At 74.7% G+C, this 17,076-nt stretch carries 3 protein-coding genes; all 3 read left to right on the top strand.

The genetic code is table 11. The annotated features are described in order from the left end of the window. A partial coding sequence (locus ACZ52J_RS41870) for a type I polyketide synthase (protein ID WP_465626625.1) occupies nt 1-5,767 on the top strand: 5,767 nt, incomplete at its 5' end. 184 nt (nt 5,768-5,951) lie between these two features. Next, a complete protein-coding gene (locus ACZ52J_RS41865; RefSeq protein WP_465626623.1) occupies nt 5,952-15,353 on the top strand; it encodes a type I polyketide synthase in 9,402 nt (3,133 codons plus the stop codon). Between the two features lie 45 nt (nt 15,354-15,398). Continuing rightward, on the top strand, nt 15,399-17,076 hold a 1,678-nt coding region (locus ACZ52J_RS41860), incomplete at its 3' end, for a type I polyketide synthase (RefSeq protein WP_465626627.1).

The following is a 17,076-nucleotide window of genomic DNA, read 5'->3' as shown; positions in this document are numbered from 1 at the left end:
GGCGTTGTCGGCGCTGTTGGCGGGGTTCGAGTTGTCGGCGGTGTTCCACACGGCCGGTGTGCTGGATGACGGTGTGGTGGATGGTCTGACCGGGGAGCGGTTTGCTTCGGTGGCTCGTCCGAAGGTGGATGCGGCGCGGAACCTGCACGAGTTGACGGCTGGGTGTGGTCTGTCGGCGTTCGTGTTGTTCTCGTCGATGGCGGGTTCGGTGGGCAGTGCCGGGCAGGGCAACTACGCGGCTGCGAATGCCTATCTGGACGCGCTTGCGGAGCAGCGTCGGGCCGACGGTCTGCCCGCCACCTCGATCGCTTGGGGCGCCTGGGCCGAGGCCGGGCTCGCCACCGAGGAACTCGTGGCCGACCGGCTGCGCCGTGACGGCGTCGTCGGTATGGCGCCGGGGCTGGCGATCTCGGCCCTGCAGCACGCGCTCGACCAGGGCGACACCGCCCTGACCATTGCCGCGGTGGACTGGGATCGAGTCGCCGGTGAGACCGCCGCCGTGCGGGCCACGCGGCTGTTCGACGAGATCCCCGAGGCCCGCACGGTGATGGACGCGGCCCTTGCCTCGTCCGCGCGGGCCGGTGCCGGCGACTCCTCGCTGGCGGCGCGGCTCGCCGGGCTGTCGGAGGCGGAGCGCGGCCGTGCGGTGCTGGACCTCGTCCGTGGCCAGGTCGCTGCCGTTCTCGGTTATGCCGGGTCGGAGGCGGTGGAAGCGGGCCGGGCGTTCAAGGAGTTGGGCTTCGACTCGCTGACCGCCGTCGACCTGCGCAACCGCCTCAACGCGGCGACCGGGCTGCGCCTGCCGGCGACGCTGGTCTTCGACTACCCGTCGGCCACCGCACTCGCCGACCACCTCGGTGCCGAACTGCTGGGCGGCCGCTCGGCCACTCTGGCACCGACCGCGGTCCTGCCGGCGGTGGCGGACGACGAGCCGATCGCCATCGTCGCCATGAGTTGCCGCTTCCCCGGCGGGGTCAACACCCCGGAGGAGCTCTGGCAGTTGCTGCTGAGCGGCGGAGACGCGATCGGCGACTTCCCGACCGACCGCGGCTGGGACGTCGAGTCGCTCTACCACCCGGACCCGAGCCACCAGGGCACCACGTACGCCCGCGAGGGCGGTTTCCTGGACCAGGCGACGCAGTTCGACCCGACGTTCTTCGGGATCTCGCCGCGCGAGGCACTGTCGATGGACCCGCAGCAGCGGCTGCTGCTGGAGACGTCCTGGGAGGCCTTCGAGCGTGCGGGCATCGATCCGACCTCGGTGCGCGGCAGCCAGGCGGGTGTCTTCGTCGGCACCAACGGCCAGGACTACGCGAACCTCCTGGTGGACGGCCTGGAGGGGGTCGAGGGGCACCGGCTGACCGGTACGGCGACGAGCGTGATCTCCGGCCGTCTCTCCTACACGTTCGGTCTTGAGGGGCCGGCGGTGTCGGTGGACACGGCGTGTTCGGCGTCGTTGGTGGCGCTGCACCTGGCGGTGCAGGCGTTGCGCAACGGTGAGTGCGATCTCGCGCTCGCGGGTGGTGTGACGGTGATGTCGACGCCGGATCTGTTCGTGGAGTTCAGTCGGCAGCGCGGGCTGTCGGTGGACGGCCGGTGCAAGGCGTTCGCGGGTGCGGCGGACGGTACGGGCTGGGGTGAGGGCGCCGGCATGCTGCTGGTCGAGCGGCTGTCGGATGCCCGGCGCAACGGGCATCCGGTGCTTGCGGTGGTCCGTGGCTCTGCGGTGAACCAGGACGGTGCGTCGAACGGGCTGACGGCGCCGAACGGTCCGTCGCAGCAGCGGGTGATCCGGCAGGCTCTGGCCGGTGCCGGTCTGACGGCGGACCAGATCGACGCGGTGGAGGCGCACGGCACGGGCACCCGCCTTGGTGACCCGATCGAGGCGCAGGCCCTGCTCGCGACCTATGGCCAGGAGCGGGCCGACGACCGGCCGCTCTGGCTCGGCTCGGTGAAGTCCAACCTCGGGCACACCCAGGCCGCGGCCGGTGCCGCCGGTGTGATCAAGATGGTGCTCGCGATGCAGCACGGCGTCCTGCCGCGGACCCTGCACGTGGACGCGCCGACCCCGCACGTCGACTGGACGGCCGGCAGCGTCTCGCTGCTGACCGAGAACGTCGACTGGCCGGAGACCGGTGAGCCGCGCCGCGCGGGCATCTCCGCCTTCGGCATCAGCGGGACGAATGCCCACACGATCCTGGAGCAGGCCCCGGTGGTCGAGGAGACCCCGGAGGACGCCGCGGCGACCGTGCCGGTGCTGCCGGTGGTGCTGTCCGCAAAGAGCGAGACCGCACTGCGGGCCCAGGCCGAGCGCGTCATCGCCGTTGTCGAGGAGCAGCCCGAGGCCCGGCTCGCCGACCTGGCGCTCTCCGCGGCAGTCGGCCGGGCTTCGCTCGAACACCGGGCGGCCGTGCTGGCCGAGGACCGGACGGAACTGCTGGCGGGCCTCCGGGTCCTGGCCACGGGCGGCTCGGGCGCGAACGCGCTCCACGGCACGGTGGTGGAGGGGCGGACGGCGTTCCTGTTCACCGGTCAGGGCAGTCAGCGCGTCGGGATGGGGGAGGAGCTGTACGGCGCCTACCCGGTGTTCGCGGACGCGTTCGATGCGGTGTGTGCGCACCTGGACCAGTTCCTGGACCGTCCGCTGCGTGAGGCGATCGCCGACCCGGAGCTGATCCACGAGACGGGTTGGGCTCAGCCGGCGCTGTTCGCGCTGGAGGTGGCGCTCTTCCGGCTGGTGGAGTCGTGGGGTCTGACCCCGGACGTGCTGGCCGGGCATTCGATCGGTGAGCTGGCTGCCGCCCATGTCGCGGGTGTGTTCTCGCTGGCGGATGCCGCGAGGCTGGTGGCGGCTCGTGCCGGGTTGATGCAGGCGCTGCCGCGCGGCGGTGCGATGGTCGCGGTGCAGGCCACCGAGGAGGAGGTGCTGCCGCTGCTGACCGAGGGCGTCGGCATCGCCGCCGTCAACGGCCCGACCTCCGTGGTGATCTCCGGTGCCGAGGATGTGGTGCTGGCCGTGGTCGCGCAGTTGGAGGGTCGCAAGTCCAAGCGGCTGACGGTCAGTCATGCGTTCCACTCGCCGCTGATGGACGGCATGCTCGCGGACTTCCGTGCCGTCGCCGAGCAGATCACCTACGAACTTCCGCGGATTCCGATCGTCTCCACTCTCACGGGCGCTCCTGTCTCCACCGAGCTGACCGACGCCGAGTACTGGGTGCGCCACGTCCGTGAGGCCGTCCGTTTCGCCGACGCGGTCACCGCCCTGGAGGCGGATGGTGTCCGGACGTTCGTCGAGCTGGGCCCGGACGGGGTGCTGTCCGCGATGGGTCAGGAGTCCGTGGCCGAGGCCGTGTTCGTCCCGGTGCTCCGCGCCGGCCGCCCGGAGGCCCGCACGCTCACGGTAGCCCTCGTCCAGGCCCACGTCCGCGGCCTCGCGGTCGACTGGCCGGCCGTGTTCGCCGGTACCGGCGCCCGCCGGGTCGACCTGCCCACCTACCCCTTCCAACGGCAGCGGTACTGGCCGGAGGCCCCGGTCTCCGTCGCGGCCGCCGTGCACGGCGCGGCGGGCCAGGGCGGCGACCCGGTGGACGCCCGGTTCTGGGAGGCGGTGGAGAGCGAGGATCTGACCACGCTGGCGGCGACCCTGGAGGTGGACGCCTCGGACGAACGGTCCCCGCTGACCGCCCTGGCGCCCGTCCTGCCGGTTCTCTCGGCCTGGCGACGCCAGCAGCGCGAGCAGCACCTGGTGGACGGCTGGCGCTACCGGGTGGTCTGGCGGCCGCTGGCCGACGCCTCGTACGACGGGGTGCTGACCGGTGACTGGCTGCTGGTCGTCCCGGCGGACGGTACGCTCCCGCAGGCCGCGCGGCAGTGGACCGCCGCCGTCGAGCGGGCCCTGTCGGACGGCGGGGCGCGGGTGCGGCGGATCGCGGTCGATGCCGGCACGTGCGAGCGCGCCGCGCTCGCCGATGAGCTGCGCGCTGCCTGGGACGCGGCAGGGGGGACTCCGGCGGGTGTCCTGTCGTTGCTCGCCGTGGACGAGGAGCAGCACCCCGTCCACCCGGCGCTCGCCGCCGGGCCGGCCGCGACCGCGGTGCTCGTCCAGGCCCTCGGCGACGCCGGGATCGGCGCCCCGCTGTGGTGTGCGACGCGCGGAGCGGTGGCGACGGGTGCGGCCCAGGGCGTGCTGAGCCCGGTTCAGGCGCAGGTCTGGGGTCTGGGCCGGACGGTGGCCCTGGAGCACCCCGAGCGCTGGGGCGGTCTGGTCGACCTGCCGGTGACGGTGGACGACCGGGCGGCGGCCCGCCTGGCGGGCGTGCTGTCCGCCGGGGACGGCGAGGACCAGCTGGCGGTGCGCCGTTCCGGGGTGCTGGCCCGGCGCCTGGTGCGCGCCGAACGGCCCGCTGCCCCGACGGCTCCGTGGCGGCCGCGCGGCACGGTGCTGGTCACCGGCGGCACCGGCGCGCTCGGTTCGGAGGTGGCCCGCTGGCTGGCCCGCAACGGCGCTGAGCACCTGGTGCTCACCGGCCGGCGCGGCGCCGAGGCCCCCGGTGCGGTCCGGCTGCGCGACGAACTGGCGGCCACCGGAGTCCGGGTGACCCTGGAGGCCTGCGACGCGTCCGACCGCGAGGCGGTGGAGTCGCTGGTCAAGCGCTTGCTCGTGGGCGAGGACGGCCTGCCGCTGCGCGCGGTGGTGCATGCCGCCGGCGTCACCCAGGACACCGCCCTGATGGACAGTGACCTCGCCGAACTGGCGGCGGTCGTGGACGCCAAGGTGTCCGGGGCGGTCCACCTCGACGCGGCCCTGGGCGCCACCGAGCTGGACGCCTTCGTCCTCTTCTCCTCGATCGCGGGCGTGTGGGGCAGCGGCGGGCAGACCGGCTACGCGGCCGCCAACGCCTTCCTCGACGCCCTCGCCGAGCGGCGCCGTGCCGCCGGACTCGCCGCCACCTCGGTGGCGTGGGGGCCGTGGGGCGGCATCGGCATGGCGGCCGAGGACGCCGCCGCTGCCGAGCAGCTGCGCCGGCGCGGCCTGCGGGTGATGGCGCCGGAGCTCGGCATCGCCGCGCTCCAGCAGGCGCTGGACCACAGGGAGACGGCGCTGACGGTGGCGGACGTGGACTGGGCGCTGTTCGCGCCGGCCTTCACCGCCGCCCGCCCGCGGCCGCTGATCGGCGACCTGCCCGAGGTCCGCGAGGCGCTGGAGGGTGCCACCGCGAGTCCGGAGGCGGGCACCGCCGAGCAGTCCGCGGCCTTCCAGGAGCAGCTGCGGTCGCTGCCCGCCGCCGAGCGGGAGCGGGCGCTGCTCGACCTGGTCCGCGGCGAGGTCGCCGCCGTCCTCGGCTACGCCGGGGCTGCGGCAGTCGAGGCTGCGAGGGCGTTCACCGAGCTGGGCTTCGACTCGCTGACCGCGGTCGAGCTGCGCAACCGGCTCGGCACCGCCGTCGGCCTCCGGCTGCCCACCAGCCTGGTGTTCGACTACCCGAACCCGACCGTGCTCGCCGCCCACCTGCGGGCCGAGATCGCCGGCGACGACGACACCGGGGCGGGCTCGGCGCTCGCCGAACTCGACGCGCTCGACCGGACGCTGTCCGCCGTCGCCTCGGACCACGCCGACCGCGCTCGCGTCACCGCCCGCCTCCAGGCCCTGCTGGCCAAGTGGAACGCGGCCGGCGGCGCGGTGGACGAGGCCGACGAGGACGAGCTGGACGACGTGTCCGCCGACGACCTCCTCGACCTCATCGACAAGGAATTCGGCAGGTCCTGACCGTGTACCCCGTGTACGCCGGGGCGGGCCGCGCCCGCCCCGGCACCCCGTCGGCGTCCCCCCTGTCCGGGGCGCCGACCTCCCCCGGCATCCCTGCCGGCCCGATCACCACCCTCCGCTCGACCTCTCCGTCCCCTTGCGCGACGAGCGCGATCCACCCGGCACCTTCGAAGGCGGCCCGCTGATGGCAGACGAAAAGAAGCTCCTCGACCACCTCAAGTGGATGACCGCCGAGCTGCGCCGGGCCAACCGCCGGCTGCGCGAGGTCGAGGAGGCGGAGCAGGAGCCGATCGCGATCGTCGCGATGAGCTGCCGCCTGCCCGGCGGCGTCCGCTCGCCGGAGGACCTGTGGCAGCTGGTGTCCACCGGCACCGACGCGATCTCGCTGTTCCCCGCCGACCGAGGCTGGGACGTCGAGAACCTCTACCACCCGGACCCGGACCACCCGGGTACCTTCTACGCGAGCGGGGGCGGATTCCTGCACGGCGCCGCCGAGTTCGACGCCGAGTTCTTCGGGATCTCGCCCCGCGAGGCGCTCGCCATGGACCCGCAGCAGCGGCTGATGCTGGAGGCCTCCTGGGAGGTCTTCGAGCGGGCCGGCATCGACCCGGCGTCGCTGCGCGGCAGCCGCACCGGCGTGTACGTCGGCGGCAGCTACCAGGGGTACGGCTCGGAGCTGCGCGAGGTGCCCGAGGGCGTCGAGGGGCGGCTGCTGACCGGCAATGCGACCAGTGTGCTCTCCGGCCGGATCGCCTACACGCTGGGCCTGGAGGGCCCGGCGGCCACCCTGGACACCGCCTGCTCGTCCTCGCTGGTGGCACTCCACTGGGCCTGCCAGGCGCTGCGCGACGGCGACTGCGCGCAGGCCCTGGTCGGCGGTGTGACGGTGATGGCGACGCCGGACGTGTTCGTCGAGTTCAGCCGCCAGCGGGGCCTGGCCGCCGACGGCCGCTGCAAGTCCTTCGCGGGCGCGGCGGACGGCACCGGCTGGTCCGAGGGCGTCGCCGTCCTGCTGGTCGAGCGGCTCTCCGACGCCCGCCGCAACGGGCACCCGGTGCTCGCCGTGGTCCGCGGTTCGGCGATCAACCAGGACGGCGCGTCCAACGGCCTGACCGCGCCGAACGGCCCGGCCCAGCAGCGGGTGATCCGCCAGGCGCTGGCCGACGCCCGGCTCGCCGCCGCCGACGTGGACGCGGTGGAGGCGCACGGCACCGGCACCGTCCTCGGCGACCCGATCGAGGCGCAGGCGCTGCTCGCCACCTACGGCCAGGAGAGGCCGGCCGAACAGCCGCTGTGGCTCGGCTCGTTGAAGTCGAACATCGGCCACACCCAGTCCGCCGCCGGTGTCGCCGGCGTGATCAAGATGGTCATGGCGATGCGCCACGGCCTGCTCCCGCAGACCCTGCACGTGGACGAGCCGTCCCCGCACGTCGACTGGACGGCGGGTGCGGTCGAGCTGCTGACCGAGCCCCGTCCCTGGCCCGAGACCGGGCAGCCGCGCCGGGCCGCGGTCTCCTCGTTCGGCGTCAGCGGCACCAATGCCCACACCATCCTGGAGCAGGCCCCCGAGCCCGCCGAGGACCCGGACGCCTCGGCCCCGGCGGCCGCGCCGGTGGCTGTCGCCGCAGACCGCGCCAACCGTACGGCCGTGCCGTGGCTGCTCTCCGCGCGCAGCGCCGACGCCCTCCCGGTGCAGGCCGCCCGGCTGCTGGCCCACTTGGACACCGTGTCCGAGGCCGATCCGCTCGACATCGGCTACTCGCTGGCCACCACCAGGGCCGCGCTGCCGCACCGTGCCGCCCTGGTCGCCACGGACACCGAGGAGCTGCGGAGTTCGCTCCGCGCCCTCGCCGAGGGCGAGCGCGGGCAGGCGCTCCAGGACATCGTCGCCGACGGGCCGTCCGCCTTCCTGTTCACCGGCCAGGGCAGCCAGCGGGTGGGGATGGGTGGGGAGTTGTACGTGGCCCACCGTGTGTTCGCCGCGGCTTTCGACGAGGTCTGTGCCGAGCTGGACGGTCATCTGGACCGTCCGCTGCGTGAGGCGATCGCCGATGAGGCGCTGATCCATGAGACGGGTTACGCGCAGCCGGCCTTGTTCGCGGTGGAGGTGGCGCTGTTCCGGCTGGTCGAGTCCTGGGGTGTGCGGCCTGACTTCCTGGCCGGGCATTCGATCGGTGAGATCGCCGCCGCGCACGTCGCCGGGGTGTTCTCGCTGGCGGATGCGTGCAAGCTGGTGGCCGCGCGCGGTCGGCTGATGCAGGCGCTGCCGCGCGGCGGCGCGATGGTGGCCGTGGAGGCCGCCGAGGGCGAGGTCCTGCCACTGCTGCTCGGGCGCGGCGACGAGCTGGGCATTGCCGCCGTCAACGGGCCTTCCTCCGTGGTGGTTTCCGGCGACGAGCGGGCGGTGCTGGAGCTGGCTGCCGACTGGGAGGCCCAGGGTCGGAAGACCAAGCGGCTGACGGTCAGTCATGCGTTCCATTCGTCGTTGATGGACGGGATGGTGGACGCGTTCCGTGCGGTGGCCGGGCAGGTGGTGTTCGAGGTGCCGCGGATCCCGGTCGTGTCGACGTTGACGGGTGTGCTCGTCTCGGCCGAGCTGACGGATCCCGAGTACTGGGTGCGGCATGTCCGGGAGACGGTCCGGTTCGCCGATGCGGTGCAGGTGCTGGAGGCGCAGGGCGTCCGGACATTCGTGGAGCTCGGGCCGGACGGGGTGCTCTCGGCCATGGGCCAGGAGTCCGCGGCCGAGGCCGCGTTCGTCCCGCTGCTGCGCGCCGGCCGCCCCGAGACCGAGACGCTGACCAGCGCCGTGGCGCGTGCCCACCTGCGCGGCGTCACCGTCGACTGGGCCGCGTTCTACGCCGGAAGCGGCGCACGGCGGGTGGAGCTGCCGACCTACGGCTTCCGCCCCGGACGGTACTGGCTGGAGTCGGGCGGCCCCGTCCCGGCCGGGCTGCCGGCCGACCCGGTGGATGCCCGGTTCTGGGAGGCCGTGGAGAGCGAGGACCTCGCTGCGCTCGCCGAGACCCTCGGCGTGGAGGACGGCGACCGCCTCGGCGACGCGCTCCCGATGCTGGCGGCGTGGCGGCGGCGCAGCCGTGAGGCGACGGTGGTCGACGGCTGGCGCTACCGGGTGGCCTGGCGGCCGCTGGTGGAGTCGGCGGATGGGCTGTCGGGTGTGTGGCTGGTGGCGGCCGGCGCTGGGGAGCTGGCCGGGGTGCTGACCGGTCGGGGCGCGGAGGTGCGGGTCTTCGAGGCCGGCACGGCCGATCGCGGTGTACTGGCGGGCGAGTTGCGGTCGGTGCTGGCCGATGGTGCGGCAGTGGCGGGCATTGTGCTCCCGGCTGCCGCACCGGGCGAGGTGTTGGCTCTCGTTCAGGCGCTGGGCGATGCCGGTGTCGCTGCGCCGCTGTGGTGTGTCACGCGGGGCGCGGTGGCCACTGGGCGTTCGGAGCGGGTGGCCGATCCGGTGCAGGCGCAGGTGTGGGGCCTGGGCCGGGTCGTCGCGCTGGAGCATCCGGAGCGGTGGGGTGGTCTGGTCGATCTGCCCGTGGACGCGGACGAGCGGGCCTTCGGCCGGCTGGCCGGTGTGCTGGCCGATGCCGGTGAGGATCAGGTCGCGGTCCGCGCGTCCGGTGTCTTCGGCCGCCGTCTGGTCCGTGCTGCGCGTGGTGAGGGCTCGGCGTGGTCGCCGTCCGGGACGGTGCTGGTCACTGGCGGGACGGGTGCGCTGGGTGCGCAGGTCGCGCGCTGGCTGGCCCGCAACGGTGCCGGGCACCTGGTGCTGACCAGCCGCCGTGGCCCGGATGCCCCGGGGGCTTCCGAGCTCCGCGACGAGCTGACCGCCCTTGGCGCGGCCGTGACCGTGGCGGCCTGTGATGTCGCCGATCGCGAGGCGCTGGCGGGCCTGTTGGCCGAGCACGAGCTGTCCGCGGTCTTCCACACGGCCGGCGTCCTGGACGACGGTGTGATCGACGCACTGACCGCCGAGCGGCTGGCATCGGTGGCCCTGCCGAAGGTGGACGCCGCGCGCAACCTGCACGAGCTGACCAGCGGTCATGACCTGTCGGCCTTCGTGCTGTTCTCCTCGACGGCCGGGACGATCGGCAGTGCAGGTCAGGGTAACTACGCCGCGGCCAACGCCTACCTGGATGCGCTCGCCGAGCAGCGGCGGGCCGACGGACTGCCCGCGACCTCGATCGCCTGGGGTCCGTGGGCCGAGGCGGGCATGGCGACCGACGACCGGCTCACCGTGCGCCTGCGCCGCGAGGGTGTGCCCCCGATGGCTCCCGACCTCGCCATGACCGCGCTTCAGCAGGCACTGGAGAACGGCGACACTGCGCTCGCCGTCGCCGACATCGTCTGGGAGCGGCTGCTCGACGGCACGACGGTGCCCGTCCCCCTCTTCGCCGAGATCCCCGAGGCCGGCCGCTCCACCTCCGCGCAGTCCGAGCCCGACCGCCCCGAGGGCCCGTCCGACGAACTTGCCGGCCGCCTGGCCGGGCTGACCCCCGACGACCGGGCCGCCGTCCTGCTGGATCTGGTCCGCACCGAGGTGGCCGGGGTGCTCGGCTACGCGGAGGCGGACGCGGTGGACGCGGGCCGGGCCTTCCGCGAGCTGGGCTTCGACTCGCTGACCGCCGTCGAGCTGCGCAACCGCCTCACCGTCGTCACCGGCCTGAGCCTGCCCTCCACGCTGGTCTTCGACTACCCGACCGTCACCGCCCTCGCCGGCCACCTCGGGACCGAGGTCCTCGGCCGCGCCGAATCGGCGGTCCCGGAGACCAGCGGTGCCCACTTCGCCGGCTCCGCCATCGACGAGCCCATCGCGATCGTGGCCATGAGCTGCCGTTTCCCCGGCGGGGTCGGGTCACCGGAGGAGCTGTGGCAGCTGCTGCTCGACGGCGGTGACGCCGTCTCCGGGTTCCCCACCGACCGGGGCTGGGACCTCGCCGCCCTGCACGGTGACGGGCCCGGCCGGGCCGGTACCAGGGAGGGCGGATTCCTGCACGACGCCGCCGAGTTCGACCCGGTCTTCTTCGGGATCTCGCCGCGCGAGGCGCTCGCCATGGACCCACAGCAGCGGCTGCTGCTGGAGACCTCCTGGGAGGCGTTCGAGCGGGCGGGCATCGACCCGGCCGCGCTGCGCGGCAGCCGGACCGGCGTCTTCGTCGGCACCAACGGCCAGGACTACCTGACCCTTGCCGCCAACTCCTCCGACGACCTGGAGGGGCGGCTCGGCACGGGCACGGCGGCAAGTGTCGTCTCCGGACGGCTGTCGTACACCTTCGGTCTGGAGGGCCCGGCGGTCACCGTCGACACCGCATGCTCCTCCTCGCTGGTCGCGCTGCACCTGGCGGGCCAGGCGCTGCGGGCCGGGGAGTGCTCGCTCGCCCTGGTGGGCGGCGTCACGGTGATGTCGACGCCGGGTGCGTTCGTCGAGTTCAGCCGGCAGGGCGGTCTGGCGGCCGACGGCCGCTGCAAGGCGTTCGCGGCCGGCGCGGACGGTACCGGCTGGGGCGAGGGCGTCGGTCTGCTGCTGGTCGAGCGGCTCTCCGACGCCGAACGGAACGGCCACCGGGTGCTGGCCGTCGTCCGCGGTTCCGCCGTCAACCAGGACGGCGCCTCCAACGGCCTCACCGCCCCCAACGGGCCCTCCCAGCAGCGGGTCATCCGCCAGGCACTCGCCTCCGCCCGCCTCGGCGCCGCCGACGTGGACGCCGTCGAGGCGCACGGCACCGGCACCCGGCTCGGCGACCCGATCGAGGCCCAGGCGCTGCTCGCCACCTACGGCCAGGACCGCACCGGTGCGCAGCCGCTCCGGCTCGGCTCGGTGAAGTCCAACATCGGCCACACCCAGGCCGCCGCCGGTGTCGCGGGCGTCATCAAGATGGTGCTGGCGATGCAGCACGGCGTCCTGCCGCGCACCCTGCACATCGACGCGCCGTCCACCGAGGTCGACTGGTCGGCCGGGGCCGTGGAACTGCTGACGCAGAACACGGCGTGGCCGCGGACCGGCCGCCCCCGCCGCGCGGCGGTCTCCTCGTTCGGCATGAGCGGCACCAACGCGCACGTCGTCCTGGAGCAGGCACAGGAGCCGGAGCCGGCCGTCGCCGAGCCGGGCCCGGCCGCACCGCCGGTCTGGCCGGTGCCGCTGTCGGCCCCCACGGAGGACGGCCTGAGGGCCCAGGCCGAGCGGCTGCTGCGAGCGGTGGCCACCGGCGCCGCGCCCGGCGACGCCGCGTACTCGCTGGCCACCGGCCGCTCCGCGATGGAGCACCGGGCGGTCGTGGTGGCTGCCGACGAGCAGGGGTTGATGCGGGGTCTACAGGGGTTGGCCGCCGGCACTCCCGGTGCGACTGTGGTCCGGGGCTCGGCCACGGGCGGCAAACTCGCCTTCCTCTTCACCGGCCAGGGCAGTCAGCGGCGGGGCATGGGAGCTGAGTTGTACGAGACGTACCCGGTGTTCGCCGAGGCTCTCGACGCGGTCTGCGCGGAGCTGGACGGCCACCTGGAGCGTCCGCTGCGCGAGGCGATCGCGGACGCCGAGCTGATCGACGAGACGGCGTACACCCAGCCCGCGCTGTTCGCGCTCGAGGTCGCGCTGTTCCGCCTGCTGGAGTCGTGGGGTCTGCGCCCCGACGCGCTGGCCGGTCACTCCATCGGCGAACTGGCCGCCGCCCACGTCGCCGGGGTGTTCTCGCTGGCGGACGCGGCGCGGCTGGTCGCGGCGCGTGGCCGGCTGATGCAGGCGCTGCCGCGCGGCGGCGCGATGGTCGCCGTCGAAGCGGCGGAGGACGAGGTGCTGCCGCTGCTGACCGACGGTGCCGGCATCGCCGCGGTCAACGGCCCGACGTCCGTGGTGATCTCGGGTGCCGAGAGCACCGTGGTCGAGATCGCCGAGAAGCTCGCCGCCGACGGACGCCGCACCAAGCGACTGACCGTCAGCCACGCCTTCCACTCGCCGCTGATGGACGGCATGCTGGAAGACTTCCGGGCCGTTGCGGAGCAGGTGGCGTACGAGGCGCCGCGGATCCCGATCGCCTCGACCCTCACCGGCGCACTCGCCTCCGCCGAGTTGACCGAGCCCGGCTACTGGGTGCGGCACGTCCGCGAGGCCGTCCGCTTCGCCGACGCCGTCCGGACGCTGGAAGCCCAGGGCGTCACCACCTACCTGGAGCTCGGCCCCGACGGCGTCCTCAGCGCCCTCGGCCAGGGCTGCGCCGCCGGGCCCGCCGCCTTCGCCCCGGTGCTGCGCCACGGCCACCCGGAGGCCCGGACGCTGACGACCTCCCTCGCCACCGCCCAGACACGCGGCGCGGCCGTCGACTGGCCCGCGTACTTCGCCGGCAGCGGTGCCCGCCGGATCGACCTGCCGACCTACGCCTTCCAGCGGGAGCGCTACTGGCCCGCGCCCGTGGCAGCGGCCACCGCAGGGGCGACCCGGGAGCCGGATGCGGTGGACGCCCGCTTCTGGGAGGTCGTCGAGCGCGAGGACCTGACCGCGCTCACCGACGAACTGCGGCTCGACGCCGACCAGCCGCTCGGCACCGCCCTCCCGGCGATCGCCGCCTGGCGCCGCCGCAGCCGCGAGCAGTCCACCGCGGACGGTTGGCGCTACCGTGCCGTCTGGCGGCCGGTCACCGAACCGGCCGCCCCGGTGTCCGGCAGCTGGCTGCTGGTGGTCCCCGCCGGGACCGACACGGCCGACCGCACCGCCGAGGTGTCGGCCGCGCTCACCCGCGAAGACGCCGACGTCCGGGTGGTCACCTGGGCCGTCGGCGACGACGACCGCGCAGCACTGGCCGCCCGGCTTCGCGAGGAGGCCGAGGCCGGCACGCCGTCCGGGGTGCTCTCGCTGCTCGCCCTCGACCCGGCGCCGCACCCCGCCCACCCGGCACTGCCCGCAGGCCTCGCCGCCACCCTCCTCCTGCTGCAGGCCCTCGGCGACGCCGGGCTCGGCGCCCCGCTCTGGTGCGCGACCGCGGGCGCGGTCGGTACCGGGGCCGGCGACCGGCCCACCGCGCCCGAGCAGGCCCAGGTCTGGGGCCTCGGCCGGGTGGCGTCCCTGGAGCACCCCGACCGCTGGGGCGGTCTCGTCGACCTGCCCGAGCAGCTCGACGCGCACACCGGTCCGCTGCTGGCCGCCGCCCTCAGCGGCGCCGACGGCGAGGACCAGCTCGCCGTCCGGGCCACCGGCCTCCACGTGCGCCGCCTGGAGCGGGTCACCGGCCGGCCCGAGGGCCCGGCCGTGCCCTGGCGGCCGCGCGGCACCGTGCTCATCACCGGCGGCACCGGCGCCCTCGGCGCCCAGGTGGCCCGCCGGCTGGCCGGCGAGGGCGCCGAGCACCTGCTGCTCACCGGCCGCCGAGGCCCCGAGGCCCCCGGCGCCACCGAGCTGGTCGCCGAACTCGGCGCGCTCGGTGCCCGGGTGACCGTCGCGGCCTGCGACAGCGCCGACCGCGACGCACTGGCCCGGGTGCTCGACGGCATCCCCGCAGACCTGCCGCTGACCGCCGTCGTCCACGCGGCCGGCGTGGTCGCCGACGCGCCGCTCGACGACAGCGGACCGGCGCAACTGGCCGCCGTCGTCGCCGCCAAGGCCGCCGGCGCCGCCCACCTGGACGCCCTGCTCGGCGACCGGGAACTCGACGCCTTCGTCACCTTCTCCTCCGTCGCCGGGGTCTGGGGCAGCGGCGGCCAGGGCGGCTACGCCGCGGCCAACGCCCACCTGGACGCCCTGGTGGAGGCCCGCCGGGCTCGCGGACTGGCCGGCACCTCGGTGGCCTGGGGTCCCTGGGCCGAGGCCGGCATGGCCGCCGGCGCGGACGCCGAGCACCACCTGCGCCGCTTCGGCCTGTCGGTGATGGCCCCGGGCACCGCGCTGCTCGGCCTGTGGCGCGTCCTGGCGGACGGCGAGCCCACCGGCGTCGTCGCTGACGTCGACTGGGCGGCGTTCACGCCCGCCTACACCGCTGCCCGCCGGCGCCCCCTGATCGGCGACCTGGCCGAGGTCAGGGCCGTCCTCGACACGGAGCCGGCCGACGACACCGGCCGGGCGGGCGACGACGCCGGCGCCCTGGCTGCCCGGTTGGCCGGGCTCCCGGCCGCCGACCGCGACCGCGCCCTGCTGGAACTGGTGCGCGGCGAGGTGGCCGAGGCCATCGGCTACCCGGACGCCCGGTCCGTCGAACCGGACCGCGCATTCCGGGCGCTCGGCTTCGACTCGCTGACCGCGGTCGAGCTGCGCAACCGGCTCACCCTGGTCACCGGGCTGAAGCTGCCCGCAGGCGTCGTCTTCGACTACCCGACGCCTGCGGCCCTCGCCGAGCACGTCCGGGACCGCCTGTTCCCCGACGGCGCCCGGGAGGCGGCGGTGGACCCGCAGGAGGCGCAGCTACGGGAGGCACTCGCCGCGATCCCGTTGGCGCGCTTCCGCGAGGCCGGCCTGCTGGACACCCTGCTCCGGCTCGCCGGTCCCGGCACGGACGGCTCCGCCACCAGCTCCGACGACGAGTTGGACCTGATCGACACGATGGACGTGGCGAGCCTCATCGACATGGCCCTCGACAGCAACGAAACCTGACACGTCCGAAGTGCGGAGCTCACGATGACCACGCCCAACGAGAAGATCGTCGCAGCGCTGCGGGCCTCCATCAAGGAGACCGAGCGCCTGCGGCGGCAGAACCAGCAGCTGATCGCGGCCTCGCGCGAGCCGATCGCGATCGTCGGGATGAGCTGCCGGTTCCCCGGGGGCGTGGAGTCTCCGGAGGCTCTGTGGCGGCTCGTCGCCGACGCCGGCGACGCCATCTCCGAGTTCCCCACCGACCGCGGCTGGAACCTCGCCGACCTGTACGACGCGGACCCGGACCGGCCGGGCACCTTCTACGCCCGCGGCGGAGGCTTCCTGCACGATGCCGCCCGGTTCGACCCGGCGTTCTTCGAGATCAGCCCGCGCGAGGCGCTGGCCATGGACCCGCAGCAGCGGCTGCTGCTGGAGACCTCCTGGGAGGTCTTCGAGCGGGCGGGCATCGACCCGACCACGCTGCGCGGCAGCCGGGCCGGCGTCTTCGTGGGCGCCTCCTCGCAGGGGTACAGCGCGGTCGCGGACGACCTGCCGGACGGTGTCGAGGGCTACCTGCTGACGGGCAACGCGGCGGCGGTCGTCTCAGGGCGCCTGTCCTACACCTTCGGCTTCGAGGGGCCGGCGGTCACCGTCGACACCGCCTGCTCCTCCTCGCTGGTCGCCCTGCACCTCGCAGTGCAGGCGCTGCGCAACGGCGAGTGCTCGATGGCGCTCGCGGGCGGCGTGACCGTCCTCGCCACCCCCGACGTGTTCGTCGAGTTCAGCCGCCAGCACGGGCTGGCCTCGGACGGCCGGTGCAAGGCCTTCGCCGCCGCGGCGGACGGCACCGGCTGGTCCGAGGGCGTCGGCATGCTGCTCGTCGAGCGGCTCTCCGACGCGCGACGCAACGGCCACCAGGTACTGGCGGTGGTGCGCGGCAGCGCGGTCAACCAGGACGGTGCGTCCAACGGGCTGACCGCCCCGAACGGCCCGTCGCAGCAACGGGTGATCCGGCAGGCCCTGGAGAGTGCCGGGCTGACGGCGGACCAGATCGACGCGGTCGAGGCGCACGGCACCGGCACACGACTCGGCGATCCGATCGAGGCACAGGCCCTACTGAACACCTACGGCCAGGAGCGGGCCGACGACCGGCCGCTCTGGCTCGGCTCGCTCAAGTCCAACATCGGGCACACCCAGGCCGCCGCCGGAGTCGCGGGCGTCATCAAGATGGTGCTCGCGATGCAGCACGGCGTCCTGCCGCGGACCCTGCATGTGGACGCGCCGTCCCCGCACGTCGACTGGACGGCCGGCGCCGTCGAACTGCTGACGGAGAACCTGCCGTGGCCGGAAACCGGTCGGCCGCGCCGGGCTGCCGTCTCCGCGTTCGGTGTGAGCGGGACGAATGCCCACACCGTCCTGGAGCAGGCTCCGGCCGCGGAGGAGGCCCCGGAGGATGACTCGGTGGCCCTGCCGGTGTCGCCGGTGGTGCCGGTGGTGCTTTCGGCGCGGAGTCCGGAGGCGCTTGTGGCGCAGGCGGTGGGGTTGGTGGCGGTGGTCGAGGGCGGTGGTGCGCCGAGTGTGGCGGATCTGGGGTTCTCGCTGGCGACGGGCCGGGCGGCGTTCGAGTACCGGGCGGGGTTCGTGGCTTCCGATCGTGCGGAGTTGCTGGCCGGGCTGGCCGCGGTGTCCGGTGGTCAGGCCTCGGTGGTGGAGGGGCGGACGGCGTTCCTGTTCACCGGTCAGG

The organism is Kitasatospora sp. NPDC034035, from assembly GCF_055575755.1.
This window is presented reverse-complemented; position numbering and strand designations above follow the sequence as displayed.

Excerpts from the sequence above, each read along its gene's own strand:
- ACZ52J_RS41865 (WP_465626623.1), top strand. The coding sequence starts at position 5,952 with ATGGCAGACGAAAAGAAGCTCCTCGACCACCTCAAGTGGATGACCGCC.